Annotated in this window: 22 protein-coding genes; 2 read left to right on the top strand and 20 right to left on the bottom strand. The window is 32.2% G+C overall.

The window, feature by feature from the left end; translation table 11 throughout:
- Positions 1-24: 24 nt before the first annotated feature.
- The 5 genes from ilvN to ACHRVZ_RS00900 form a co-directional block, all read right to left on the bottom strand.
- Complete coding sequence (gene ilvN / locus ACHRVZ_RS00880) at positions 25-546, bottom strand: acetolactate synthase small subunit (RefSeq protein WP_154782267.1); 522 nt, start codon at positions 544-546, stop codon at positions 25-27.
- Between the two features lie 87 nt (positions 547-633).
- The gene (ilvB, locus tag ACHRVZ_RS00885) at positions 634-2,322 is read right to left on the bottom strand and encodes a biosynthetic-type acetolactate synthase large subunit (protein ID WP_395420140.1); all 1,689 of its coding nucleotides are present in this window, start codon (positions 2,320-2,322) and stop codon (positions 634-636) included.
- 71 nt (positions 2,323-2,393) lie between these two features.
- The gene (ilvD, locus tag ACHRVZ_RS00890; protein WP_395420142.1) at positions 2,394-4,067 is read right to left on the bottom strand and encodes a dihydroxy-acid dehydratase; all 1,674 of its coding nucleotides are present in this window, start codon (positions 4,065-4,067) and stop codon (positions 2,394-2,396) included.
- A gap of 267 nt (positions 4,068-4,334) precedes the next feature.
- Positions 4,335-5,453, bottom strand: a complete 1,119-nt coding sequence (gene leuB / locus ACHRVZ_RS00895; RefSeq protein WP_395420144.1) for a 3-isopropylmalate dehydrogenase — start codon at positions 5,451-5,453, stop codon at positions 4,335-4,337.
- A gap of 90 nt (positions 5,454-5,543) precedes the next feature.
- Positions 5,544-6,719: a 2-isopropylmalate synthase gene (locus tag ACHRVZ_RS00900; protein ID WP_395420146.1), complete on the bottom strand. Its 1,176-nt coding sequence runs from the start codon at positions 6,717-6,719 to the stop codon at positions 5,544-5,546.
- 155 nt (positions 6,720-6,874) lie between these two features.
- On the opposite strand from ACHRVZ_RS00900, the gene ACHRVZ_RS00905 reads away from it, so the two are divergent.
- Positions 6,875-8,419: a hypothetical protein gene (locus tag ACHRVZ_RS00905; protein WP_395420148.1), complete on the top strand. Its 1,545-nt coding sequence runs from the start codon at positions 6,875-6,877 to the stop codon at positions 8,417-8,419.
- Positions 8,420-8,491: 72 nt separating this feature from the next.
- On the opposite strand, the gene ACHRVZ_RS00910 is transcribed toward ACHRVZ_RS00905, so the two are convergent.
- The 14 genes from ACHRVZ_RS00910 to ACHRVZ_RS00975 form a co-directional block, all read right to left on the bottom strand.
- Positions 8,492-9,289 carry a penicillin-binding transpeptidase domain-containing protein gene (locus ACHRVZ_RS00910; RefSeq protein WP_395421282.1) on the bottom strand — a complete coding sequence of 266 codons (798 nt, stop codon included), beginning with the start codon at positions 9,287-9,289 and terminating at the stop codon, positions 8,492-8,494.
- A 95-nt stretch (positions 9,290-9,384) separates the two neighbouring features.
- A complete protein-coding gene (locus tag ACHRVZ_RS00915) occupies positions 9,385-11,040 on the bottom strand; it encodes a M1 family metallopeptidase (RefSeq protein ID WP_395420149.1) in 1,656 nt (551 codons plus the stop codon).
- A 509-nt stretch (positions 11,041-11,549) separates the two neighbouring features.
- Positions 11,550-12,155, bottom strand: coding sequence for a hypothetical protein (locus tag ACHRVZ_RS00920; protein WP_395420151.1), 606 nt, complete (start codon positions 12,153-12,155; stop codon positions 11,550-11,552).
- 129 nt (positions 12,156-12,284) lie between these two features.
- Complete coding sequence (hisIE, locus tag ACHRVZ_RS00925; protein ID WP_395420153.1) at positions 12,285-12,881, bottom strand: bifunctional phosphoribosyl-AMP cyclohydrolase/phosphoribosyl-ATP diphosphatase HisIE; 597 nt, start codon at positions 12,879-12,881, stop codon at positions 12,285-12,287.
- A 160-nt stretch (positions 12,882-13,041) separates the two neighbouring features.
- Entirely contained in the window at positions 13,042-13,797 is a 756-nt protein-coding gene (gene hisF, locus ACHRVZ_RS00930; protein WP_395420155.1) for an imidazole glycerol phosphate synthase subunit HisF, read from the bottom strand.
- A gap of 97 nt (positions 13,798-13,894) precedes the next feature.
- Positions 13,895-14,620 (bottom strand): 1-(5-phosphoribosyl)-5-[(5-phosphoribosylamino)methylideneamino]imidazole-4-carboxamide isomerase, encoded by a 726-nt coding sequence (hisA, locus tag ACHRVZ_RS00935; RefSeq protein ID WP_395420156.1) that lies wholly within the window; start codon positions 14,618-14,620, stop codon positions 13,895-13,897.
- Positions 14,621-14,676: 56 nt separating this feature from the next.
- Positions 14,677-15,258 (bottom strand): imidazole glycerol phosphate synthase subunit HisH, encoded by a 582-nt coding sequence (gene hisH, locus ACHRVZ_RS00940; protein WP_395420158.1) that lies wholly within the window; start codon positions 15,256-15,258, stop codon positions 14,677-14,679.
- 68 nt (positions 15,259-15,326) lie between these two features.
- Positions 15,327-15,677: a nuclear transport factor 2 family protein gene (locus ACHRVZ_RS00945; RefSeq protein ID WP_395420159.1), complete on the bottom strand. Its 351-nt coding sequence runs from the start codon at positions 15,675-15,677 to the stop codon at positions 15,327-15,329.
- A gap of 87 nt (positions 15,678-15,764) precedes the next feature.
- Entirely contained in the window at positions 15,765-16,901 is a 1,137-nt protein-coding gene (gene hisB, locus ACHRVZ_RS00950; protein WP_395420161.1) for a bifunctional histidinol-phosphatase/imidazoleglycerol-phosphate dehydratase HisB, read from the bottom strand.
- Positions 16,902-17,012: 111 nt separating this feature from the next.
- Complete coding sequence (hisC, locus tag ACHRVZ_RS00955) at positions 17,013-18,059, bottom strand: histidinol-phosphate transaminase (RefSeq protein WP_395420162.1); 1,047 nt, start codon at positions 18,057-18,059, stop codon at positions 17,013-17,015.
- A 102-nt stretch (positions 18,060-18,161) separates the two neighbouring features.
- Positions 18,162-19,445 (bottom strand): histidinol dehydrogenase, encoded by a 1,284-nt coding sequence (gene hisD / locus ACHRVZ_RS00960; protein ID WP_395420164.1) that lies wholly within the window; start codon positions 19,443-19,445, stop codon positions 18,162-18,164.
- Positions 19,446-19,549: 104 nt separating this feature from the next.
- The gene (gene hisG, locus ACHRVZ_RS00965) at positions 19,550-20,407 is read right to left on the bottom strand and encodes an ATP phosphoribosyltransferase (RefSeq protein WP_395420166.1); all 858 of its coding nucleotides are present in this window, start codon (positions 20,405-20,407) and stop codon (positions 19,550-19,552) included.
- Between the two features lie 310 nt (positions 20,408-20,717).
- Positions 20,718-22,118 (bottom strand): sensor histidine kinase, encoded by a 1,401-nt coding sequence (locus tag ACHRVZ_RS00970; protein WP_395420167.1) that lies wholly within the window; start codon positions 22,116-22,118, stop codon positions 20,718-20,720.
- Entirely contained in the window at positions 22,119-22,784 is a 666-nt protein-coding gene (locus tag ACHRVZ_RS00975; protein ID WP_395420168.1) for a response regulator transcription factor, read from the bottom strand.
- 199 nt (positions 22,785-22,983) lie between these two features.
- On the opposite strand from ACHRVZ_RS00975, the gene ACHRVZ_RS00980 reads away from it, so the two are divergent.
- A complete protein-coding gene (locus ACHRVZ_RS00980; protein WP_395420170.1) occupies positions 22,984-25,074 on the top strand; it encodes an LTA synthase family protein in 2,091 nt (696 codons plus the stop codon).
- Between the two features lie 106 nt (positions 25,075-25,180).
- Here the strand turns inward: ACHRVZ_RS00980 and ACHRVZ_RS00985 are convergent, their stop codons facing one another.
- On the bottom strand, positions 25,181-26,179 hold the full coding sequence (locus ACHRVZ_RS00985) for a zinc dependent phospholipase C family protein (protein WP_395420172.1): 999 nt from the start codon (positions 26,177-26,179) through the stop codon (positions 25,181-25,183).
- Positions 26,180-26,325: the final 146 nt, after the last annotated feature.

The raw sequence follows: 26,325 nt of genomic DNA on the forward strand, positions 1-26,325 counted from the left end.
TGATTAATATGTAACTAAGATTATTTATTTGAATGTTTCTAATAATGTCGAAATTTCCATTTTTTCTTTAGAAACTGATATTCTGCCTGAACGTACAAATTGCATAATTCCGTAAGGTTTGAATTTTTCGTATAATTCTTCAATTTCTGAACGTCTTCCTGATTTTGAAATCACAAAGAAATCACGAGAAACTGTTACAATTGTCGATTGACTTTCTTTTATGATATTTTGTATTTGTTTTTCATCAAACAACAAACTTGAAGCGATTTTGAATAATGCATTTTCAAGATAAATAGTCTCTTCGTCTGTGTGATAAAAAGCTTTTATAACTTCAATTTGTTTTTCAATTTGTCCAACAATATTCTGAACCCATTTCTCTGTTGTATTCACTACAATGATAAACCTTGAAACATTCTCTATTTCTGATTCTGAAACGTTTAGACTTAATATATTAATGTGACGCTTTAAGAATATTCCTGATATTCTATTTAACAAACCCACATTATTTTCTGAATATACCGATATGGTAAATGTTTTATCTTCCATGTTTTTTTATCGTTTTTTTTGCTTCAGGTTTCATGTTCCAAGTTGTTGAACCTGAAACATGAAACTTAAAACTTGAAACTTTTTTCTTTAGCTTAATCTAATTTCAGAAACACATGCTCCTGTTGGAATCATCGGAAAAACATTGTTTTCTTTTTCAACCATAACCTCTAAGAAATAAGAATCTTTTGATGCTAACATTTCTGCTACCGCTGCATCCAGATCTTCTCTTTCAGTTACTTTTTTAGATTTAATATGATATCCTTCAGCAATTGCCACAAAATTTGGATTGATCATTTTTGTTGAAGCATATCTGTTGTCAAAAAACAATTCTTGCCATTGACGTACCATTCCTAAAAATTCATTGTTTAAGATTACAATTTTGACAGGCACTTTCGTCTGAAAAATTGTTCCTAGTTCCTGAATCGTCATCTGAAATCCACCATCTCCAATAATCGCTACAACTTCACGATCCGGTCTTCCCATTTTAGCTCCAATGGCAGCTGGTAAAGCAAATCCCATTGTTCCTAAACCTCCGGAAGTAATATTACTTTTGGTCGAATTAAATTTAGCATAACGACAAGCAAACATTTGGTGTTGACCAACATCTGAAACGATAATTGCGTCACCTTTTGAGTGTTTATTGATCATTTCCATAGTTTCACCCATAGAAATTCCTTTATTATTTGTTGGATTTAATTCTTCTTTTATAACTGAATCAAACTCAATTTTATCAAACTCTTTAAATTCATTGTGCCAAGATTCATGAGATTTCTTTTCAATTAAAGGCAATAACGCAGTTAAAGCTTCTTTTACATCTCCTAAAACTGCCACTTCAGTTTTTACATTTTTATCAATTTCCGCTGGGTCAATTTCAAAATGTATTACTTTCGCCTGTTTTGCGTAAGTTTTTAAACTACCTGTAACACGATCATCAAAACGCATTCCTAAGGCAATTAAAACATCACATTCATTAGTCAGCTTATTAGGACCGTAATTTCCATGCATTCCTAACATCCCAACATTTAACGGATGATCTGTTGGCAATGCTGAAAGCCCTAAAATAGTCCAACCTGCCGGAACTCCAGATTTTTCAATCAAAGCTTTTAGTTGTTCCTCGGCCTGTCCTAAAATGATTCCCTGACCAAAAACTATAAAAGGCTTTTTAGCACTATTAATCAAAGCAGCAGCCTCAGCAACTTTATCTAATTTTAATTTCGGAACTGGATTATAACTTCTAATCGAAGTACATTTCTCATAACTAAAATCAAACTCGTCAAACTGAGCATTTTTAGTAATATCAATTAACACTGGCCCTGGACGACCAGAACGCGCAATGTAAAATGCTTTTGCAATGATTTCAGGAATCTCTGAAGCTTCTGTAATCTGATAATTCCATTTTGTAACCGGAGTCGAAATTCCGATAATATCAGTTTCCTGAAAAGCATCAGAACCTAATAAATGTTTTCCTACTTGGCCCGTAATACAAACCATTGGAGTTGAATCGATTTGAGCATCTGCAATTCCCGTAACTAAATTTGTAGCTCCCGGACCAGAAGTAGCAATTGCTACCCCTACTTTTCCTGTAGCTCTTGCATAACCTTGAGCTGCATGTGTTGCACCTTGCTCGTGACGTACTAAAACGTGGTGTAATTGATCTTGAAATTTATATAATTCGTCGTAAACAGGCATGATTGCTCCTCCCGGATATCCATAAACCAAGTCTACTCCTTCTGCTAATAAACATCTTATAACGGCTTCTGCCCCTGATATTTTCATAGTATATTATTTTTATCAACGTTACTCTCATTTGAAAGTGAAATCGATTTTTTGATATTGTTATTGTAAAATTAATTATCGGTAACGCAACCTGTAGAAGCGCTCGACACCGATCTTGCATATTTAAGTAAAACTCCTTTTGTAACTTTCAACGGCGGTTGAACCCAGGCCGCTTTTCTGGCTGCAAATTCTTCGTCAGATATCTTCAGGTTGATTGTATTATTTACAGCATCGATAGCAATTAAATCTCCATCTTTAACTAAAGCAATACCACCACCATCATAAGCTTCCGGTGTAATGTGTCCTACGACAAAGCCATGTGAACCTCCAGAGAATCTACCGTCTGTAATAAGAGCACAACTGCTTCCTAATCCAGCTCCAATAATCGCAGATGTAGGCTTCAGCATTTCAGGCATCCCCGGACCACCTTTTGGTCCACAATACCTGATGACGACTACATTACCTGGTTTAATTTTTCCGGCCTCAAGACCAGGAATTACTTCAAATTCACCTTCAAAAACAACAGCTGGACCTTCAAAATATTCTCCTTCTTTTCCACTAATTTTTGCAACAGCACCTTCTGACGCAAGGTTTCCGTATAAAACCTGAATATTTCCTGTTGGTTTTAAAGCTTTTTGAATTTCATGAATTACTTCTTGTCCATCTTGTAAATCCGGAACTTCGGCTAAATTTTCAGCTACAGTTTTTCCAGTTACAGTTAAACAATCTCCATGAATTAATCCTACGCTTAATAAATATTTCATTACTGAAGGAATTCCCCCAGCAGCGTGAATATCTTCCATCATATACTTACCGCTTGGTTTCATGTCAGCCAATACAGGTGTTCTGTCATTAATTGCCTGAAAATCATCCAGAGTAATTTTGATATCAACTGAGTGAGCCATTGCGATTAAGTGCATAACTGCATTTGTAGAACCTCCTAAAACTGCTACAATTGTAATAGCATTTTCGAAAGCTTTACGAGTCATGATATCTCTAGGCTTAATATCTTTTTCTAATAAAATTTTCATTGCAGCTCCGGCAGCAAGACATTCGTCTCTCTTATCCTGACTTAATGCAGGGTTTGAAGAACTGTAAGGTAAACTCATTCCTAATGCTTCAATTGCAGAAGACATTGTATTTGCAGTATACATACCACCACAAGCTCCGGCTCCAGGACATGCATTTTGAATAACTCCTTTAAAATCTTCAGGAGTAATTTCGTTTTTCACTTTTTTTCCTAAAGCTTCAAAAGCAGAAACAATATTCAAAGATTCACCTTTCCATTTTCCAGAGTGAATTGATCCACCGTAAACCATCATCGACGGACGGTTCAATCTTCCCATTGCAATTAATGCTCCAGGCATATTTTTATCACAACCCGGAATTGCAATTACACCATCATACCATTGTCCACCTACTACTGTTTCAATAGAATCTGCAATAACATCTCTTGAAACCAATGAAAAACGCATTCCGTCAGTACCATTAGAAATTCCGTCACTTACACCAATGGTATTAAAAATAAGTCCGACAAGATTTACATCCCAAACACCTTTTTTAACATCTTTTGCTAAATCATTCAGGTGCATGTTGCAAGTGTTACCATCGTAACCCATACTAACAATACCAACCTGGGCTTTTTTCAAATCTTCTTCAGTTAAACCAATACCATACAACATCGCTTGCGCTGCAGGTTGTGTCTGATCTTGAGTGATGGTTTTGCTGTACTTATTTAATTCCATTATGTAATATTTTATTTTAATTTTTGTTCAAAAAAAAACCTTCCAGTATTTGGAAGGTTTGTAATATAGTTTTTCAATTATATTTATACCATTCCCGATGCATATGTGTGAATCACATTGACAACAACGACAGAAGTAATAATAATTGAGATTTGCATCTTTATTTTTTTAGTGTCACAAAAGTATGAAAACTTATAGGACTAAAAAAATAAAATCTCAACATTTTCAATACTTCTTGTTATTTACTTCATAATTTTAGTAAAAACCTTAAACAATTGTCGATTGACCAATACTAACATTATCATTATTAAAATACAACAGATCATCTTTGCTAAAAATGAAATTAGAAACAAACTCCCCTACTTCATTGGTGCCAAATTTTGAATCTGCTTTTAAATCTGTTGTCACAACTTTAAATTCAATAGCTTTTTCTACAGCCTGATAAATTATTTTTGCTTCTTTAAACAAGCCGAAATGTTCTAATAACATTGCAGCTGATAAAATTGAAGCAATTGGGTTGGCAATATTTTTTCCTTTTGCCTGAGGATAAGAACCGTGAATTGGCTCGAAAAGCGCATTTTTTTCTCCTAAAGATGCTGAAGCTAACAAACCAATAGAACCTGTAATAACACTTGCTTCATCAGATAAAATATCTCCAAACAAATTCTCTGTCAAAATCACATCAAATTGTTTTGGATTTAGAATGATTTGCATTGCTGCATTATCTACAAATAAAAAGTCTAAAGCTACATCTGGATAACCTTCGCTCACTTTCTGAACTACTTTTCTCCATAATCTTGAAGTTTCCAAAACATTTGCTTTGTCAACCATTGTTAGTTTTTTACGTCGGTTTTGTGCCGATTTAAAAGCTAAATGTGCAATTCTGGTAATTTCTTCTTCTGAATATTCACATAAATCTGAAGCGTGTGTTCCTTCTTCATTTAATGTCTTAGCTCCAAAATAAGCTCCACCTGTTAATTCTCTGAAAATAGTAAAATCAGCTCCTTCGATAATTTCTCTTTTTAAAGGAGAAGCATCAAGTAATGATTTATAAGGTTTTATAGGGCGAATATTAGCAAACAAACCAAGTTCTTTACGCAATTTCAACAATCCTTGCTCCGGACGAACCTTTGCATTTGGATTATTATCGTATTTTGGATCACCAATAGCGCCAAACAAAACTGCATCTGTATTTAAACAAAGATTTAAAGTTTGCTCCGGAAGCGGATTCCCTGTTTTATCAATAGCAATAGCCCCCATGAGCGCCTCTTCAAAAACAAATTCATGATTGTACACTTCGCCAATAGCATATAAAGCTTTTTTAGCTTGCAAAATAACCTCTGGTCCAATTCCGTCTCCTGGTAAAACTGCTATTTTCAAATTCATAACGCCTCGTTCTTTATGTATTTAAATCCTTTTTTCTCTTTCGTCTATTTTCTTACTTCTGAACTCTTTCCTCTATGTTCTATTTTCTAACTAGCTTCTGATTAATTCTCCCTGAATTTTTGAAGCTTCAATAATTTGGTGAATATCAGCGTCTATAACTTCTTTTTTAATATCTGCGAATTTCAAAAACTCAATATATACAATATCCAATTGTACTTTTGTAAGTTCGTAACCCACTTTTTTTGCACGGTAAGCCAAAGCAGCTCTTCCGCTTCTAGCTGTCAAAATAATCGAAGATTCATTTACACCAACATCAAGTGGATCCATGATTTCGTAAGTTGCTCTGTTTTTGATTACACCATCTTGGTGAATACCTGAACTATGTGCAAAAGCATTTGCTCCAACAATAGCTTTATTTGGCTGAACGATCATTCCCATACTTTCAGAAACTAATCGGCTCATTTCATTCAATTCTCTTGTATTGATGTTTGTATCTAAATTCAGGTAAGGATGTTGTTTAAAAATCATCACTACTTCTTCAAGCGCTGTATTTCCAGCTCTCTCTCCGATACCATTAATAGTACATTCTATTTGGCGCGCCCCATTTATCGCTCCTGCAATAGAGTTTGCAGTTGCCATTCCTAAATCATTATGACAGTGACATGAAAGGATCACGTTTTCGATACCTTTTACGTTTTCTTTTAAATATTTAATTTTTGCTCCGTACTCTTCTGGCAAACAATATCCTGTTGTATCAGGAATGTTTAATACTGTTGCACCAGATTTGATTACTTCTTCGCAAACTTTTGCAAGGAAAGCATTGTCAGTTCTACCAGCATCTTCTGCATAAAACTCAACATCTTCTACATAAGATTTTGCGTGAGAAACTGCATATTTTGCTCTGGCAATAATGTCTTCTCTTGTGGTATTTAGTTTATGGAGTATATGAGATTCAGATGTTCCGATTCCAGTGTGGATTCTAGGTCTTTTAGCATGCTTTAAGGCAGCAGCAGCAACATCAATGTCGTTTTTTACGGCTCTTGTAAGTCCGCAGACGGTTGCATTTTCTACAATTTTACAAATCTCAGAGACCGATAAAAAATCGCCCGGACTTGACACAGGAAAACCTGCTTCGATAACGTCAACTCCCATTTTATCAAGTCTTTCTGCGATAACTAATTTTTGTTTAGTATCTAACTTACATCCTGGAACTTGTTCGCCGTCGCGCAAAGTGGTGTCAAAAATTTGAACTTTCTCTCTATTCATATTCATTTATTTAATGTAATTTCACATCTTGATAACAAATATATATTGTACTTCATCAGTATGAAATTCATTTTAATGAAATTATACTGTTCATAAAACAATTTATAACGTATTAAACAACTAAAAACCAACAAGTTACATTATTATATTTTACAATGGCTAACCATCAAAAAGATTTTTTATTTGTATTAATAAAGTCCCTTTCTAAGTCTGAAAAAAGACAGTTTAAGATTTTTGCAAGCCGTTTAGAGACGAGTTCAAATACTAAATTCATCGAATTGTTTAATATTTTAGATAAATCTGAAAACTACGATGAAAAGCTTATCCTTAAGAGCGGAATTATTAAAAAAGTACAGTTATCTAACTTAAAATCATATCTATACAAGCAGATATTAGTGAGTATTCGACTGAATATTCCGAGTCAAAATATTCGTTATCAATTGCGCGAACAAATCGATTTTGCAGTAATTCTATATAATAAAGGATTATACAAACAAAGTTTAAAGATTCTGGATAAAACAAAAATCATTGCGCTTGAAAATGATGAGAAATATATGGCATATGAAATTGTAGAATTCGAAAAACTAATCGAATCACAATATATAACCCGAAGTATTCAAGGTCGTGCCGACGAATTGGTTATTCAGGCAAAAGAATTAAATTACAGAAATACCATTTCAAGTAAACTTTCAAATTTATCACTTCAGTTATACGGAATCATGCTAAAAACCGGTTACGTAAAAAGCGATGAAGAGTATAAATATATTGATGATTATTTCAATAAACACATTGCAAAGCTTGACGAAAGCAAATTTGGTTTCCGTGAAAAGTATTGGTTCTACAATGCCAATCTTTGGAGAAGTTTTCTGGTTCAGGATTTCTTAGCGAGTTATAAATATGCTTATAAATGGGTTACCCTATTTTATGATAATCCAAACATGATTATTCAGAATCCGGTATTTTTCTTAAAAGGAAATCACTACTTTTTGGAATCTTTGTATATGTTGAAGTACAAATCTAATTTCAAGAAATACTTAACGCTTTTAGAAGAAACAATCGAAGATCCTAAATTTCCGGTAAACGATAACATTGCGTCGTTATCATTTCTATATGTTTATAACAATAAGTTAAATTTACATATTCTGGAAGGGACTTTTGCTGAAAGCGAATATCTAATTCCGGAAATTCTTGAGAAGATAAAAATACATAGTGAACACCTTGATGAACATCACGAAATGTTGTTCTACTATAAAATTGCATCGATTTATTTTGGAAATGAAAAATACAATGAATGCATTTTTTATCTGGATAAAATCATCAACAACAAAAACTTGTCTATGCGCGAGGACTTAATGTGTTTTGCAAGGTTATTGTCGTTAATTACACACTATGAATTAGGTAAAGATTACTATTTAGAAAATCATCTAAAAAACACTTATAAGTTTCTATTAAAAATGAACGACTTGCACGAAGTTCAAAAAGAGATTATTAAGTTCCTGAAAAACCTGAATAACTTTTACCCTGCCGATATTAAAAAGGAATTTATCAAAATGCGTTTACGCTTTATCGAATTAGAGAAAAACACTTACGAAAAAAGAGCTTTCCTATATTTAGATATTATTTCCTGGCTAGAAAGTAAGATTGAAAATCGCAAAATTGCTGATATTATAAAAGAAAAAGCAAAATTGAGTAGTCGATAGAAAATTCCAGTAAATAAAAACAAACCCGACAGATTATAAAAATTTGTCGGGTTTACTTTTTCAATGCTTTTATTATTCAATTATATTTAAATCTTTAAATATTGCTTTAGTAATATCTTTTCTACAACTTCCAAAATTAGTCGTATTATTTTTTCTATTCTGCAAAAGTCTCGTTGCAAAAAAATAAGAACCTTTTTTATTTTCAATGTAACCAACCCACCAACCTATATTATAACCGTTTTCTCGCGTCCATCCAGTTTTTGAGCGAATACAATACTCTTCTTTTTGCTCATTAAGCATTACATTCTTTACTATTCCGATATTTCTTTTTGAGAAAGGCAGCTTCTCGTCATAGAATTTTTTCAGAAATTCAACTTGATTTACTGGAGAAATTCCAAAAGCACCAAAGTTCCAAAAATCAGCATCTTTTTGAGAAAGATTTAGATTACCATAATTACAAAGTGTCAAATATTTTTTATAATTCTCCTTGCCGATCTTTTTCGCTAACTCAATGAATACCCACCCAGCCGAAACTTCAAAAGCTTTCTTTACGGTCATATCATGATAAATTTCTGGTCTATAGCCGTATTTAATAGTATCCGTATTTTTTACCCATTTAACAACAGCATTCTCATCGGTAATCGTTTTTGTCTCTAGTGCAATAAGAAGGTTGATAATCTTAAATGTCGATGCTGGCAGTGTTTCTACATAAACATCAACTGTATCAGATAAAATCCATTTTTTGTCGACATTATCGTAAATAGCAATCGCCCCGCTAACATTACAAGAATCAAAATGTTTCTTAAAATCCCGAACCGTTATTGCATCAGTTAAAACTACTGCAGGTTTACCGCTTATTTTACCTGACATACAAGAGATTAACAATAACGTTAATAACAGAATTAAAACAATTTTTCTTAATCTCATGTATATCTTGGTAATTCCTAATTTATAAAAGAATAAAACTATTCAACAATATTAGAACTCGTAACATAGAAGTTTTTATCAACTTCAATAGTTCTTTTATCACCTGTAATTTTCTCAGATTTCCATTCTGTAGTTGGTTTCAACCATATTTCTTCGCCATTCAAAGTTACTTTAACTGGCATATCAAATTTAGACACACAATTTGTCCAATGATATCCTAAAGCTCCGTTTTTAAAAATATATTCGAAAACAGGAATTTGAGTTGTAGTCAAATATTGAGCAAATACTCTATTTAAGTTAATTCCAGATTGCGTGTTGATATAATCCTGAATTTGTTTAGACGTAACCGTTTGATGATAAAACGTTTTATTTAAACCTCTTAAAATTGATTTCCACTTCGCATCGTCGTTTATAATTTGACGAATTGTGTGCAACATATTTGCTCCTTTCGGGTACATATCGCCAGAGCCTTCATTGTTTACATCATAATGACCAATAATTGGTTTATCGTTACTGATAATTTTTCTACAGCCAATTACATACTCTGCTCCAGCATCTTTTCCATAATAATACTCCAGAAAAAGACTTTCAGAATAGTTGGTAAAACTCTCATGAATCCACATGTCAGCAATATCTTTATAAGTAATATTGTTTGCAAACCATTCGTGACCCGATTCGTGAATAATGATAAAATCAAACTTTAATCCCCAACCAGTTCCACTTAAATCACGTCCTAAATACCCATTTTTAAACTGGTTTCCGTAGGTAACGCTACTTTGGTGTTCCATTCCTAAATAAGGCGCTTCAACCAATTTATAACTATCTTCATAAAACGGATAAGGACCAAACCAATTCTCAAATGCTTTTAGCATCCTTGGAACATCTTTAAAGTGCTCTTTGGCAACAGCCAAATTATCTCTTAAAACATAATAATTGCAATCTAAGTCTCCTTTTTCTCCCTTATATTTCTCTGAAAAATTTACATAATCACCAATATTTATATTTACACCGTAATTATTAATTGGATTCGAAACATACCAATTGAATGTTTTCGTGCCATCTTTTTCCTTTTTAACGCTTTTCAATCTTCCGTTCGAAACATCTGTCAAATCTCCGGGAACATTTACGCTAATCAGCATATTCTCCACTTCGTCGTACATATGATCTTTGCAAGGCCACCAAACACTGGCGCCCAATCCCTGACATGATGAAGCAATAAAATCTTTCCCGTTTTTATCTTTTTTCCAAGTAATTCCTCCGTCCCAAGGCGGATTAACAGCTTCTTTGGGTTTTCCTCCAAATGAAATTACAATTTCTTTCGTTTCACCCACTTTTTGATCAGCCGTCAATTGAATAAAAAAGGCATTTCCGTCTCTTTCAAATTTCAATTCTTTTCCGTCTTGTTTAACTTTATAAATCTGCATTGGTTGCTGCAAATCAATTTGCATTTTATTATATGCACTCAAAACAGTATAACGAACAGTATTTGATCCTGTTATCGTTTTGTCTTTTGGATTTACTTTTACATCTAAATGATAGTATTTTAAATCCCACCAGGCGCGTTCTTTTGTAATGCTTCCGCGTAAAGTATCCTGATGTGTAAAAACCGTTTCAGACTTGTTAAGAAGTCCTTGCGCATTGGCCGTAAAACCAAATAAAAAGGCGGTAAAAGCGCCACAGAAGTATTTTTTCATACGAAGTTCTTATTTTCTTTTATTGAAATAAATGAGGTTTTAAAACCTATTCAAACTGCAACAAATGTAAACATTCAGATCAAGTTTTAAATGTTTTTGCAAGGGCTATTGAGAAAAAATAATGTTAAAATTATTTTATTCTTCTGTATTTTAGACAATTAATTTCACATAAGTTATTTATGAAAGCAAGTAAAATCGCAGTTATTTTAGGCTAGATGTGTTCGATCACAAGTTATTCGTAAACTAACAAATGATTTAAAAATCGATTACGTAACACTACAGAATATCCTGTATTACAACCCTATAAAAGTTTAAAATATGAATTTTGTCAACCACAGGAGTTTGCAGTTTTGAGTTTGTAAAGCGTAATGAGATAGCTCGCGAATAACACTGATTTTTATTCTCTTTTTTATTAACCTCATTTTTTGTCAGACTGTGCGAAGTCGAAGTCCCGCAAAGTGATTCAGCAAACCAGACTTTAGATTTGTGAAGTACTTTTAAAAAAACCTTTAAATAATAAACTGCGGTATCAAATTATATTTGACTTCGACATAAGATACATCCTTACCACCTAAAAAATTAAAAGCCATATTATCTTCTTTCATTTTGTAAATTTCAAATATGGATTTATTTGACTGAAAATAAATATTTTGTAAAAACCGATCATTTAAATCTCCATAAACTGTATAAGTCTGTAAAAACATAGAAATTCCTTCTTTTAAAATTTTAGGATTAGTAAACTCTTTTGGAAGAAATATATTTATAAAAGAATCATTATCTACGTATATTTCACCAGTGCTACCGTTAATTGTACTAAAATTACCATAAGGCGTTTTTTCTAGAAACAAAATTAATCTTTGACCAGTTTTAAGCGCTTTTATTCTTGGATCACAAATCCATTCCTTCCAAATTGATACCTTAATTTTTAAGCCTGATTTTCCTTTTACAAACTGGCTTATTGTAAATTCGTATTCATTCTTTGAAACTTTAGAAATTGTTCCGTCAACAATTAAATCTGCTTTTGCAACAACAATTGAATATGGTAATTCATGTTTCTTAAAAGCGTAATTAAAACAAGTATTCATCAACATCAACAAACAGATATACAACTTCATAAAAGAATATTTAGAGGTATTAAAAATACTTTTTTTTCAAGTATTACACAAAAAAATTGCATTGTGATTTAAAACCGTAATAGTTATAAATCACAATGCAATTTTATTTTCTTTTCTCAAAAAACTAAACTACTTCTGACGTTTCTTCAAAACATCAACAACATCATTCAATTGAAAACCTTTTGCTTGCAATAAAATCAAGTAATGAAATAATAAATCAGCGCTTTCGCTCAAGAACAAATCATCATTATCGTCTTTGGCTTCAATAACTACTTCAACAGCTTCTTCACCAACTTTTTGAGCAATCTTGTTGATTCCTTTTTCAAATAATGACGCTACATAACTTTTCTCAGAATCTGCATTTTCTCTTCGGGTTTTGATTGTGTTTTCTAACTGAGAAATAAACCCGTAATTTTCCTTATTCTCTTCTTGCCAGCAAGTATCAGCACCCGTATGGCACGTAGGGCCAACAGGTTTCGCTTGGATTAAAAGTGTATCACCATCGCAGTCATTTTTAATACTAACCAAATTTAAAAAGTTACCACTCTCCTCGCCTTTTGTCCAAAGTCTTTGTTTTGAACGGCTGAAAAAAGTTACTTTTTGAGTTTCTATTGTTTTTTGAAGTGATTCTTCATTCATATATCCCAACATCAAAACATTTTTCGTCTCTGAATCCTGAATTATTGCCGGAATTAATCCGTGTGCGCTTTTTATATCTATGTTCATTTTCTTTTAGTCTAAAGTTGTAAAGTCGAAAGTCTTAAAGTTAAAACTAAATTCGAACTTCTATATTATTTTTTATTTTTTGATTTAAATCTTACTTCTTTATTCTTGACTCTATTTCCTAAAGTCTAACATCTATGATCTTTCTTCTTTACTCTATTTACTAAAGTCTAACTTCAATCTCATTATTTCTAAGTTCCTGTTTCAAAGCTTTTATTTCTATTTCTTTAAAGTGAAAAACACTTGCAGCCAAAGCCGCATCGGCTTTTCCTAATTTAAAAGAATCAACGAAATGCTGAATATTTCCTGCTCCTCCGGAAGCAATAATTGGAATATTGATCAATTCAGATAATTTAGCTAAAGCTTCGTTTGCAAAGCCATTTTTAGTTCCGTCATTATCCATCGAAGTGAATAAAATTTCGCCTGCGCCACGTTCTGCAACTTCTACGGCCCAATCGAATAGATTTAATTCAGTCGGAACTTTCCCTCCGACTAAATGCACAATCCATTGTCCGTTAATTTGCTTGGCATCAATAGCAACAACAACGCATTGGCTTCCAAATTTCTGAGCCAAATCATTAATTAACTGCGGGTTTTTAACCGCCGATGAATTAATAGAAACCTTATCAGCACCGTTATTCAACAGAATCTCTACATCTTCAACAGATGAAATTCCACCGCCGACTGTAAAAGGAATATTGATTTTTTCTGCCACACTTCGTACCATATTAACCAATGTTTTACGACGTTCTTCTGTTGCCGAAATATCCAAAAAAACCAATTCATCAGCGCCTTCAGCCGAGTAAATTTCTGCCAATTCAACCGGATCACCGGCATCACGCAAGTCAACAAAGTTAACACCTTTTACAGTTCTGCCATTTTTTATATCCAAACAAGGAATGATTCTTTTTGCTAACATTTCTTCAATTTGTTAATTAGATAATTAGTCAATTAGATAATTTAAAAATATTGTGAAAAATTATCTAATTTCCTAATTGACACATTATCTCAATTATTTATTTACTAATTATGTAATTTTCTAGTTGCTTTAATGTAATTCGCCCTTCATAAATTGCTTTTCCAATTATAGTTCCTTCACAACCAAGTTCTGCTAATCTTGGTAATTCATCAAAAGTTGAGATTCCGCCAGATGCAATTAATTTTACGCCAATTGCTTCTTTTAAAATTTTCTCGTACAAATCAAAACTTGGTCCTTCAAGCATTCCGTCTTTTGCAATATCAGTGCAAATAACGTATTGAATTCCTTTAATTTGATAATCTTGAATAAACGGAATTAAATCTTCATCTGAATCTTCTAACCAACCTGAAACGGCTATTTTTTCGTCTTTGGCATCTGCGCCCAAAATAATTTTGTCTGAACCATATTCTGAAATCCATTTTTCAAAAATTGCTCTGTTCTTAACTGCAATACTTCCGCCAGTTATCTGATTTGCACCACTTTCAAAAGCAATTCTTAAATCATTATCTGATTTTAAACCTCCGCCAAAATCAATTTTTAAACTTGTTTGATTCGCAATTTGTTCTAATATTTTATAATTGACGATTTTGCTGGATTTTGCTCCATCTAAATCTACTAAATGCAAATATTCGATTCCATGGGCTTCGAATGATTTCGCCACTTCAAGCGGATTTTCGTTGTAAATTATTTTGGTATTGTAATCTCCTTTTGATAAACGGACACATTTTCCGTCAATGATATCTATAGCAGGTATTATTCTCATTTTATTAAGTCTTAAAAGTTTGAAAGTCTGAAGTTGTAAAGCCCTTTAATTTCAAATTATATTTTTAAAAAATTTTCTAATATTCTCTCCCCAACAGCGCCGCTCTTTTCAGGGTGAAATTGTGTTCCGTAAAAATTATTTTTCTTTAAAGCCGAAGCGTACTCAAGTTTATAATTCGTTGTAGCAATAGCTTCATCGCAATTTGGAGCGTAAAAACTATGTACCAAATACATGAATTCATTCTCCGAAATCCCTTTAAACAAATCTGATTTTAAATCATAAATCTGATTCCAACCCATTTGAGGAACTTTTACTTTTTGACTGAATTTAACCACATCAACATCAAAAATACCTAAACCTTTTGTATTTCCTTCTTCCGATGAATTACACATCAATTGCATTCCCAGGCAAATACCCAAAACCGGTTGTTTCAAATTCGGAATCAAACTATCTAAACCGCTTTCTTTCAGCTTTTTCATCGCTGAACTGGCTTCTCCAACACCTGGAAAAATCACTTTATCAGCAGCCAGAATTTCTTCCGGGTTATTACTCAAAACAGCTTTAAAACCAAGCCTTTCAATAGCGAACATAATGCTTTGAATATTTCCTGCTCCGTAATTTATAATTACTATTTTCATTTTTTTTGTTTCAGGTTTCAGGTTTCAAGTTACTCTACAGAACTTGAAACCTGAAACAAATTTTTATTTTAGAGATCCGTATAATGAGCGATCATTTTATTTACTAATCCGTATTTATTAAAAAACATGACTTCTATCGCCATTTTATTCATAATTGATTTATAATAAAGCGCCACCGAATCAACACCTGACGCAACTTCTACCAATTCAAAATGCAAATCAGGAATCTTTATTAAAGCTTTGCTCCAGTATGCTCGTACTTGCTCTTTACCCTGAAGTGAACCACTTTCAATTCCTGCAGCAAGTTTTATCATTGGTGTTGTTATTTCAATATCTTCGGAATAATGCTTCATGATTTTTTCTAAATCATGTGAATTCCAAGATTCTATCCATTCTTTGGCAAACTTTTGAGCATTCATAATTTTTTATTTGTTTTGTTTCGGGTTTCAAGTTTCAGGTTTCTCAACAGAACTTGAAACCTGGAACTTGAAACAACTTTTAACTCTTTACAACATACCCTTTGTCGAAGGCAAAATCATTTTTTCTGTATCTCTTTTCACTGCAACTTTTATGGCTTTTGCAAAAGCTTTGAAAATTGCTTCAATTTTGTGGTGTTCGTTCGTTCCTTCAGCTTTTATGTTGATATTAGCTTTAGCTCCATCAGAGAATGATTTAAAGAAATGGTAAAACATTTCTGTTGGCATTTTACCTACCATTTCACGTTTAAATTCGGTTTCCCAAACTAACCAGTTTCTTCCTCCAAAATCAATTGCGACTTGTGATAAACAATCGTCCATTGGTAAACAAAATCCGTAACGCTCAATTCCTAGTTTATTTCCTAATGCTTTTGCAAAAACTTCACCTAAAGCAATTGCGGTATCTTCGATTGTGTGGTGCTCATCGACTTCGAGATCACCTTTTACCAGAATTTCTAAATCCATTTGGCCGTGACGCGCAATTTGATCTAACATATGATCAAAAAAGGCAATTCCGGTTTCGATTTTACTTTTTCCAGTTCCATCAAGATTCAAACTGATAAAAATATCTGTTTCATTTGTTTTACGAGTAATCGAAGCCGAACGTGCTTCTAATTTCAAAAACTCATAAATTTCTTTCCAACTCATGGTTTGAAGAATAATAGTTTCATCTAATTCTTCACGTTTTGATGAAATTTCATTACTTCCAATTCCGTCATTATCATTGATAAAAATGGCTTTTGCACCTAAGTTTTTCGCCAATTCAACATCTGTTAAACGATCGCCTAAGACAAACGAATTTTCTAAATCATATTCAGGATTATTCAAATATTTCGTCAACATTCCGGTTCTAGGCTTACGCGTTGGCGCATTATCTTCAGGAAATGATCGATCGATAAAAATATCATCAAACAAAACACCTTCATTTTCAAAGGCTTTAAGAATAAAATTCTGCGTTGGCCAAAACGTATCTTCCGGAAAACTATCCGTTCCTAATCCGTCTTGATTGGTGACCATTGCCAATTCATAATCCAATTCATTGGCAATTTTAGCCAAATATTGAAAAGCTTTTGGATAAAATTCTACTTTCTCCAAAGCATCTAACTGATAATTTTCTGGTTCTAAAACGATCGTTCCATCGCGATCGATAAAAAGTACTTTTTTCATAATTTATATTTTTCAGAAAAAAAAAAAAAAAGAGTAAAGAAAATAGACTTTTCATTATACCTAAAAAGCTCTATCCTTTTTTTCTTTCTTCTTTGGTCTATATTCTTTCTTCTATTTTAACAACTTCAATTCTTTAATCAAAACTGCATTTTCTTCTGGGATTCCAATAGTAAAACGAAGACAATTTTCGCATAAAGGCTGAGTCGTTCTGTTACGTATTACAATTCCTTTTGCAATTAACTGATCGTATCTTTTATTTGCATCATCTACTTTTACTAGTACAAAATTAGCTTCTGTTGGATAAATTTTTTCAACAAAATTAACTTCAAGTAAAACTTTAAGTAATTCTTCTCTTTGCTCAATAATTGAAGCTATTTCTTGTTTAATTTTATCTGAATCATTCAAACGAAGAATCGCTCTTTGTTGCGTTAATTCGTTTACATTATACGGAGGTTTTATTTTGTTCAAAACTGAAATTACTGCTTCAGAGCCATAACAAATTCCTAAACGAATTCCAGCCAAACCATACGCTTTTGAAAGCGTTTGTGTAATCACTAAATTCGGATATTCGTCAATTTCAGTTAACCAGCTTTCTTTGTCAGAGAAGTCAATATAAGCCTCGTCAATTACAACTAAACCTTTAAAATTCTGAAGTAATTTTACCACACTTTCATCTGAGAAAGAATTTCCTGTTGGATTATTTGGTGAACATAAAAAGATGATTTTTGTATTCGCATCAACAGCATCCAAAATCTTTTCAACTTGTGGCTGAAAATCTGTTGAAAGTAAAACCTCTCTGTTTTCTACAGCATTGATATTCGCCAAAACACTGTACATTCCGTATGTTGGAGGCAACGAAATAATGTTGTCCACTTTTGGTTCACAGAAAGCTCTAAAAAGTAAGTCTAAAACTTCGTCACTTCCGTTTCCTAATAAAATCTGATTTGATTTTACACTATTATTCTTTGCCAAAATCGCTTTAACTGAGTTTTGTTGCGGATCAGGATAACGATTCACACCATTTTGAAACGGATTTTCGTTGGCATCCAAGAAAATCATTTCGGCAGTATCAAAATCTTCAAACTCATCACGAGCTGAAGAATAAGGTTTTAATGTTTTTACGTTTTCACGTGTTATTGTGTTTATATCGAATTTCATTTCTTTTGTTTTTTGGAATATAGAAAATAGAATAAAGAGAATAGACTTCTCACTTTATCTTTCATCTTGCTTCTATATTTTTTACTCTATATTCTATGTTCTTTACTCTAAACTCTTTAAACGAAGCGTTACCGCATTTTTATGCGCTTGCAAACCTTCAGCTTCGGCCATGATTTCAATCGCTTTTCCGATGTTTTGAATTCCTTTTTCAGATATTTTCTGAAATGTCATTGACTTCGTAAAACTATCAAGATTTACCCCACTATAATTCTTAGCATATCCGTTTGTTGGCAGCGTATGATTTGTTCCTGAAGCATAATCTCCAGCGCTTTCGGGAGTATAGTTTCCAATAAAAACAGAACCTGCGTTTACAATTCCGTTGCAATAAAAATCATCAAATTCTGAACAGATAATAAAGTGTTCCGGACCGTATTCATTGATTAAATCCAAAGCAATTTGATCCGTTTCTACATAAATAAGTTTCGAATTTTCGATAGCTTTTTCAGCGATACCTTTTCTTGGAAGAGCTTCGACTTGAATCTGAATTTCTTTCTCTACTGCATCAATTAGTTTTCTGGAAGTTGAAACTAAAATCACCTGACTATCTGTACCGTGTTCCGCCTGAGATAATAAATCTGAAGCTACAAAAGCAGGAACAGCAGTATCATCAGCCACTACTAATAATTCTGAAGGTCCGGCCGGCATATCAATTGCGACACCAAACTGTGTTGCCAATTGTTTTGCTACTGTTACAAATTGATTCCCTGGTCCAAAAATCTTATATACTTTTGGGATAGATTGTGTCCCAAATGTCATTCCGGCAATAGCCTGGATTCCGCCAACTTTTAATATTTTAGTTACACCGCATAAATTAGCTGCATACAGAATCGCAGGATTTATTTTTCCGGTTTTATCCGGTGGCGAACACAAAACTATTTCTTTACAACCTGCAATTTCAGCAGGAACTGCAAGCATTAAAACTGTTGAAAACAAAGGTGCTGTACCGCCCGGAATGTACAAACCAATTTTTTGAATTGGTCTTTTTTCTTGCCAGCAATTTACTCCTTCAGTAGTTTCAATTGAAATTTTTTCTGTTTTTTGAGCAGTGTGGAATTTATAAATATTGGCTTTTGCTAATTTAATAGCTTCTTTCAATTCATTAGAAATTAAACTAATTGCTTCCTGAATCTCAGCCGAAGTAACTTCATAGCTATCTAAAGCAATTCCGTCAAAGATTGAAGTATATTTTGCAACAGCTTCGTCGCCTTTTTTCTGAACTTCTTTGAATATTTCTTTAACCGTAACTTCGATATCATCAATAGTTTTGGTTGGTCTTTTAAGTATTTCTGACCAAGTATCTGGTTTTGGATTGTCTATTTTATTCATTTTTTTTATGCTTTAAGCTTTAGGCTTTAGGCTCTAAGCTTTATTAACTTTGTGTTTTTCGGCGTAAAGCTAAAAGCTTACTGCCTAAAGCGCGCGAAGCGCATTTAAAGAACCATTTTCTCAATTGGACAAACTAAAATCCCTTCAGCTCCAGCCTCTTTTAATTGATCGATCACGTCCCAAAATGTATCTTTGTCAATTACTGAGTGCACACTGCTCCAACCTTCTTGCGCTAAAGGCAACACGGTTAAACTACGCAAAACAGGAAGAATTTTTCCAATTTCATCAATTTTTTCATTTGGAACGTTCATCAAGATATACTTAGAATTTCTTGCTCTTAAAACAGATTGAATTCTGAATTTTAAAGTATCTATGTGTTTCTGAATTTCAGGAGAAACTTTTGGCGAAACTGCCAAAACCGCTTCGCTTTTAAGAATTACTTCAACTTCTTTTAAATTATTTTTGAATAATGTACTTCCGCTTGAAACGATATCTACAATAGCATCTGCAAGACCAATATTTGGCGCGATTTCTACAGAACCTGAAATCTGGTGAATGTCTACAGTTAACCCAAAAGAGCTAAAATATTCATTTACTGTATTTGGATAAGAAGTTGCCACTCGTAAACCAGCCAAATCCTGAATAGAATTGTATTCAAATGTTTTAGGCACTGCAACAGAAACTTTACATTTTGAGAATCCTAATTTTTGAATTACTTCAATGTGTTTCCCTTTTTCTACTAATAAATTATCTCCTACAATAGCAAGATCCACAACTCCGTCGATTAAATATTGAGGAATATCCGAATTTCTTAAGTATAAAACTTCTAAAGGAAAATTTGAAGCTTCGGCTTTTAACTGATCGTTTCCGTTGTTGATCGAAATACCACAATCTTTTAGAATTTGAATGCTGTCTTCGTTTAAACGACCTGATTTTTGAATTGCAATTTTTAACGTACTCATTTTTTTAGTTTTTGTTGGATTAATAGTCTGAGTACAAAGAATTGGTATAAAAAAAACCCGTTTGATGTACTCAAACGGGTTTTAAAATATGATGATTTACACGCATACCATTAACACATCGCTTGAGAGCAATAATGAAAATGATGATGATGTAATTGTATTGAAATCATGACTTGGTTTATTTTATAATTCTTTGATTCGGTTGCAAATATACTAGTTAATTTCATAAAAAAGCAATTTTTAATTTAACTTAACGATAGTTTATTGTTAAAAAAAAGCCTGAGCCTTGATTTTATTAGATTTTTTAAATTTACGATAACGATTTCATATTATCATTAAAGTTTAAAATTACTGTTGTTCCGACACCTATTTCGCTCTCAATCTTAAACTTTACATCAAGCAGTTCAGCTGTTCTTTTTACAATAGATAAACCTAAACCCGTACCTTTTATTTCGGGATGATCCGTAGAATTTGATCTGAAAAAAGGACTAAGAATTGCGTCTAAATCTCCCTTTTTTATTCCTATTCCATTGTCTGAAATTTTACATATTGTTTTCCCGTCTTGTTTATAAAGTGAAATTAAAATTTCCCCATCGGCATTTGTATATTTAACAGCATTTGAAATGATATTTCTTAAAATAGTAATTACCAAAAAATTATCTGATTTAATGTAATAATCTTGATTTGCACTAAACCTGACGTTGATTCTTTTAGTATTTATTTTTTCTGAATTGAGGGTCAATGTATCCAGAATTAAGGCATTTAAATAAACTAATTCTGTATTTATATTTTGTTTCTGATTCTCATAACGCGCCATTAAAAGCAGTTGATCTACTAACGTATTTAAATGATCTACTTCTTTTACACAATAATTAATCTTTTCTTCATATTCCTTATTGTCTCGTGGTTTACGAACTAATACTTCAAGCGTTCCTTTAATAACAGTAAGTGGCGTTCTTAATTCATGTGAGGCGTCAGAAGTAAATTGTTTTTCACGTTCAATTGCATCTTCGATTCGATTAAGTAAATTATTTATTGTTTTAGAAAGTGTATATAATTCGTCACGAGTTTTGGGCAAAGGTATTCGTGCTTTTAGATTGTCTTTCGTTATAATCTTCGATGTATTAATTATAGCATTTATTGGTTTTATGCTTCGTCCTGCAAAGAATCGGGCAATAAAAAACAATAATATCAAAATACCTAAAAAGGAAAGATACATGATCTCAAACAAATTATTCAGTACCATTTTAGAGTCCGCGAGCGACATCGCTACAATAACATATCCAATTTTTTTATTGTTTAAATGAAGCGGAACCTGAATTTGCCTGATATCATGATTCCCCATTTTAGTATCAAACAATTCATAATCTTCTACAGAATCTTTAAACTGAAGAGTTTCTGTTTTTAAATTTGGCGCTTTTTCAATAACTTTTTTATTTAGATCTAAAAACTCAACAAAAACGGGGTTTACATCTACAGTATTGTGTTCACGCTCATTCCACTCTTCTTCATCAATAAGAATTACTTTTCCATTCTCCTCTTTTATTTCTTCGAGGTGATTCTGAATTTCAATCTTAATATTTTCATCTATATGACTATAAACTGTATGTTTTACGATCGAATAAATAACCGAAAAAACAACCAAAATCAGCAAACCGGTTGTGACAATGTAATTTAAAGCAATTCTATTTTTAAAGGAAAGCTGTCCCATCTATAAATCGTTGGCGATATAACCTATACCACGAATAGTTTTTATATAATCTTCTTCAATTTTTAAATTGAGTTTTTTTCTGATCGCATTCATAAAAACATCTATTACACCTGTATCATATTCAAAATTAATTTCCCAAACATCTTTTAAAATTTGATTTCTGGTACAAACCTTTCCTTTATTTTGAATTAAATAGGTCAACAATTCAAATTCTCTTTGAGTAAGAGCTATTTCTTCATCATTTTTTAAAACAATATGTTTAGATAAATCAATCTTAATGGTGCCAAGGGTTAAAACCTCTAATTTCTTTTGTTTTCTAAAGTGAATTTTAATACGTTCTACCAATTCTTCAAAACTAAAAGGCTTTTTAATATAATCATTCGCCCCTGCTTTTAATCCTTCGATCGTTTCCTGAACTGTATCTTTTGCAGTCAAAAAAATGATTGGAGTAGTTTGATCCTTTACCCTAATGGCTTTGCATAAATCTAAACCATTAATTTTTGGAAGCATCCAGTCAAGTAAAATTAAATCGAAATGATTTTCCTGAATTAATTCAAAACCTTTTGAACCGTCATTTGCAGTCGTAATTTGGTATCCTTCTTCTTGCAAACCTTGTTGCAAAAATTGAACAATACCTAACTCATCTTCAACTATTAAAATGTGCATTTACTTAATTAATTTAGATTAAAACATAATTTTTTATGTTCAAAGATAAAAAAAAGGAACTCAGAATAGGCTTAAAATCATTATAATAACGCAGGTCGACTTATCTTAAGCTAATATTAAGATAAAGTTAAGTAAGGTGAAAGTGTAACTTAATCCAGAACTAATTTATAAGGATTATTTTTGCATAAAAAATACCACAATGAATTTTTACAAGAAATTATCCCCATTTTACAATCTTGCTTTTTTTTATTTTGCTGTAAGCTTTGTATTACGAATTGTTTTGTTTTTTCATCCAATAACCCAAAGCTCTTTTACATTTCTTGAGAGTTTGAAAATTTTTAGTTTAGGACTACTTTCAGACTTTTTCGTTTTTGTTGTTGCAAGTGTATTTTTATGGTTGTATTTAATTTTTATATCAAATTCTAAATACAACAAACCTTCTGGCTATATTATTCTAAGTATTCTTTTAGCTTTATTTATCTATGTTGCCTCTGGCAAAAGTATTGTTACAGAATATGGTGGAGCTCTACCTGAAATTGTTCTAATTTTTATCGGAATCAAAACTGCTTTATTTGCTCTTTTGCTTTTCCTACCTAAATTAAGAGATAAAATTAGATATTGGCTGTTTGCTTTTGTGATTTTTCTATATGTTTTACTGATTCTTCAGAACGGATTAAGTGAATACTTTTTTTGGAATGAATTTGGTGTAAAATATAATTTTATTGCGGTAAATTATCTGATTTACACTACGGAAGTTATTGGAAACATTATGCAATCTTATCCTGTAATTCCTTTATTTTCTGCTTTGTTTTTAGTAACGGGGATTGTTACTTATTTTATTCTTAAAAAATCCAGAAATTACATTGATGAAATTCCATCTTTAATTGAAAAAATAAAAATAACCGGAATTTATATTGCTTTATTCTTAGTCTCTCTCGTTGCTATTCCAACATTAGCAAAAACTGAAAACTCAAAAAATGTTTTCGTTAATGAATTGCAGGCAAACGGATTGTATAAATTCTATTTGGCTTTTCAAAATAATAAATTGGATTATTTTAAATTTTACAAAACGCTTCCAAACGAAGAAGCTTTTAATCTTCTAAAACTACAATTACCTACTATTTCGGGACAAAGTACAAAACGTACAATAACTAGTGATTCTATAGAAAATCACAAAAACGTGGTTTTGATTACTATCGAAAGTTATAGCGCTGAGTTTATGAAAGCATACGGAAACACGCAAAACATAACACCGTTTTTAGATAGTTTGGCGCAAAAAAGCTTGCAGTTTACTAATTTATATGCAGCTGGAAACAGAACTGTACGCGGACTTGAGGCTGTAACTTTATGCTTACCGCCAACTGCCGGCGAAAGTGTTGTAAAAAGAGAAGATAATAAAAACAAATTCTCAACCGGGGAAATTTTTAAACAAAAAGGCTATAACGTTAAATTCATGTACGGTGGAGATGCCTTTTTTGATAATATGCAGGATTTTTATTCTGGTAATGGATATCAAATAGTTGACAAATCAAGTTTTGCTCCTGAAGAAATTACTTTTTCAAACGTTTGGGGAGTTTGTGATGAAGATATGTACAATAAAGCTATAAAGGTTATGAATGGTGAAGCTAAGGAAAATAAGCCTTTCTTTAATCATATTATGACTGTAAGTAATCACAGACCTTTTACTTACCCGAACAATAAAATTGACATACCAGGTGATATTAAATCGCGCGATGGCGGTGTAAAGTATACCGATTATTCATTGAGAAAGTTTTTTGAAATGGCAAGTAAACAACCTTGGTTCAAAAACACTGTCTTTGTAATTGTGGCTGATCACTGCGCTTCAAGTGCAGGAAAAACTGAGCTTCCGTTAGACAAATACAGAATCCCCGGATTCATCTATACTCCTGGCGCGAAACCTGTGAAATACAATAAAATTATGTCGCAGATTGATATCATGCCAACTCTTTTTGGATTATTAAATTTTAGCTATGAAAGTAAATTCTTTGGTCAGGATGTTTTAAAACCTGATTATAAACCAAGAGCTTTTATCGCGACTTATCAGGATTTAGGTTTAATAAAGGATAATGTTTTGACTATTTTATCTCCAAAACAACAGGTTAAACAATTTGATTTACAAATCAATACAAAGCCTGGAATTGCTCCTGAATACCAAATTGATTTCAACGAAATCCCAATGACAACAGAAAAAACTAATTTGGTAAACGAAACAATTTCTTTTTATCAAACTGCTTCAGACATGTTAAAAGAAAAGAAATATCAAAAATAAAGCTAAATTTATTTCTATTTATACGCATAAAAAATGCCTCAAATTCAATTGAACTTGAGGCTTTCTTTTATGTTTAAAATCTTAAAACTGAGACTAAAAACTCTCCTTAGTCGTTTTGATTTTTCATTCCAAATAAATCACCACTTTGAAACAATTTCAAATCGTCTTTTAAAAATTGAAAATTTCTCTGTGTAACTTCCGGTGAATCTAAGTCGCTCAAATCAGGTTTTCCTGCATTTACCCAAGCAGTATACCAAAAACTTGCTGTTGCTGTAATGGCTTTTCTCATTTGGCTCTCAACCATTCCATTTAAATCTTTATGCAATTTCTTAGCGTATTCGTCAGAGAAAACAGCTGTATTGTATTTGCTTTTCATTACTTTTCCATCTGCATCCAGTTTAAAAACTTGATTTTCAGGAGTTGTAGTTCTAAGTTTTTTATCAATATCTAATAATGGCTGTACAAGACTATGTGTATCATTAATCATATCCCAAGTTGCTTTATGAACATCTTGATAATATTGCGCTTGCGGAACATTTAACTTGTAATTTTTAGCAAATAATTCAGGAAGTCTGCTTTCCCAAAGTGAATGAATTCCTTTTTGATCGCTCAATTGTCCGTCATGATTTGCAGAAGTGTGTAATGGCATGTGTGCATCACCTATATAATGACCTAAATCTGCGGCAAGAAATAAAATCTCGGCTCTGTTTTTATCTTTGAATGCTTTGGTTAATTTAACCATCATATCTTCAATATACCAAGGCAAAATTCCATTATCGTTCAAGAACTTCGCATTGTATTTTTTCTTTGCTTCTTCCATGGTTTTTGGCAAGCTGTCTGCTGAACCAAAATTTTCCATATCAAAATAATGTCTCGGATTTTCATCTTTATAATTCAAGGCATACTTACGAATGTCCGGTACAGAAGCCTCTTGCGTAATAAAATCGATGTGATTGTAAAAGAAAATCTGAAGTGGGTGCGGCAAAGCCATTACTGCAGCTTTGTTAATACGCTCATGCCCAACGATTCCCCAAGATAATGTCAAAAATCCAATTCCTAATGCGAAAAATGCAATTAGTCTTGGCTTCATTTTTAAGTTTTTCATTTATATTTTTTGTTTGAGGTACAAATTTATTTTATTTATATATAATTTAAAAGAATCCCAAGTAATATTATGTTAATTTAATTTTTCGAATCATTTATACCTTTTAATTACCATATATTCATATAAAAATTCTTTGTAAGTTTATA

Source organism: Flavobacterium sp. FlaQc-57 (genome assembly GCF_044007395.1).
Taxonomy (GTDB): domain Bacteria; phylum Bacteroidota; class Bacteroidia; order Flavobacteriales; family Flavobacteriaceae; genus Flavobacterium.